The sequence below is a fragment of the Chitinivorax sp. B genome, assembly GCF_005503445.1.
In the GTDB taxonomy this organism is placed as follows: Bacteria; Pseudomonadota; Gammaproteobacteria; order Burkholderiales; family SCOH01; genus Chitinivorax.
This window is the reverse complement of record NZ_SCOH01000139.1, coordinates 1-1,700: the sequence shown is the minus strand read 5'-3', so window position 1 is coordinate 1,700 and position 1,700 is coordinate 1. Positions and strand designations below refer to the sequence as shown.

Genomic DNA, 1,700 nt, shown 5'->3' with positions numbered 1-1,700 from the left:
TGGCAACAGTTCGATGCCTGGGGCAATCGCCTCAACGGGCAGGGGGACATTCCGCAGTATGGTTACACCGGAAGAGAACCGGATGTGGCGGGGCTGATCTACTACCGCGCAAGGTGGTATGACCCGAGTATTGGGCGGTTTACGCAGCGTGATCCGTCTGGTTTGGCCGGGGGCTTGAACCCGTATGGCTATGTGGATGGTGATCCAATCAACTTGATTGACCCAAGTGGGTTGACGTCCGCGAAGCCGCAACCGGTCAGGCAGACCAGCTATGTCAATTCACCACTGGCTGTACAACCCGGCAAGCAGATGTTGACTTCGATGATGGCCAATTTTGAGGCCAGACAGGCGCAAGACAGCCAAGCTGCGCTTGACCGTGCCCAGAACGCGGCTGATCATTGGGTGCAGAAGCAGCAGGAAACAGGCAATCCGCTCTACGCGATACCGGGGATTGCTGCCAGTGCGCTGGCTAATCCAGATACGATGGATAAGCTAGGGTTGATCTTGTCTGTCAAAGGCGTCAGAGCCGGTGAAGCAGGGAGATTTTCCAGCCTCCACGCAAGACGCGTTGCTGGTGATAACCTTACTCCCCATCATATGCCCCAAGCTGCAGCAGGCCGGACTAGTTACGAAGAGGGTGGTGCCTTGGTAATGACTCATGCTGAGCACGTTGTAACTCGTACGTGGGGTAGTAGAGGAAGGCAAACAGTGCAAGCAGATGCAAATCTCCCATTTAGGGATGTTCTAGCCAAAGATATCCGCGACGTTCGCTCAATTGTTGGAAAGAAATACAATGAGGGATTGAAGGCGTTAACTAATTACTATAGAGATACCTTTCCAAAACTAATGAATAAATAACAGGAGGTAATGATGCAGGTCGCAATTCAATCATTGTTGCATTTAGGAGCCCTTCCTGCATCAGCCGTGGTCGAAGAAGACTGGTTGAAGCAATTTGAAGAGTCCATACTTAAAGTGACTCCTCCTATTACCAATGACGAGGCACGAGCGCTAATAAAATTGTTTGGCCCAGATGATTGCTTTGGCCTTGCGTGGTCGCTGGTTCATTTGATCGAATCAGCCCCAGATTGGCCACTGGGAGATTGCTTAACAGACATGAGCAATCAGTGGATAAAATTGTTGAAAGAATCAGCTGAACGTAAGGGGTAGTATAGGATTAATCGTTGGGGTCAGAGTCGTTGATTTTGGCGGATAACCGCCGCTAGCGGCGAAGTGCTGGCCAGCTATCAATACGACCCGAACGGCAACCTGACCCTGAAAACGGTCGGCAATGTCAAACACGCCTTCCAGTACAACAGCCAGCAACAACTGACCCAGATCAATCTGGACAGCGCAGCGGGTACGCTACTGGGCCGCTACCGTTACGACGCTGACGGTAAACGCATCGGTCGCAGCGATGGCGCGGGCAGTCAGGATTACCAGTATCTGGGTGATGACATCATCGCCGGTTACCCAACCGGGCAATACCAGAATCCGCTGTGGCGCACCGTGCACGGTGGGGCGACCGACGACCCGCTGTTGCGCATTACCAGTCAGGGCACCCAGACCTATCATGGCGATGGTTTGGGCAGCATCGTCGGGCTGAGCAACCATCAGGGCCTGCTACAGGCATGGCAACAGTTCGATGCCTGGGGCAATCGCCTCAACGGGCAGGGCGACATTCCGCAGTATGGTTACACCGG

General features: G+C 53.5%; 3 protein-coding genes. All 3 read left to right on the top strand.

The genetic code is table 11. The annotated features are described in order from the left end of the window. A partial coding sequence (locus FFS57_RS24840) for an RHS repeat-associated core domain-containing protein (RefSeq protein WP_137940499.1) occupies positions 1-858 on the top strand: 858 nt, incomplete at its 5' end. A 9-nt stretch (positions 859-867) separates the two neighbouring features. Next, positions 868-1,167, top strand: coding sequence for a hypothetical protein (locus FFS57_RS24835; protein WP_137940498.1), 300 nt, complete (start codon positions 868-870; stop codon positions 1,165-1,167). A 63-nt stretch (positions 1,168-1,230) separates the two neighbouring features. Further along, positions 1,231-1,700: hypothetical protein (locus FFS57_RS24830; protein ID WP_137940497.1), on the top strand; the 470-nt coding region annotated here is incomplete at its 3' end.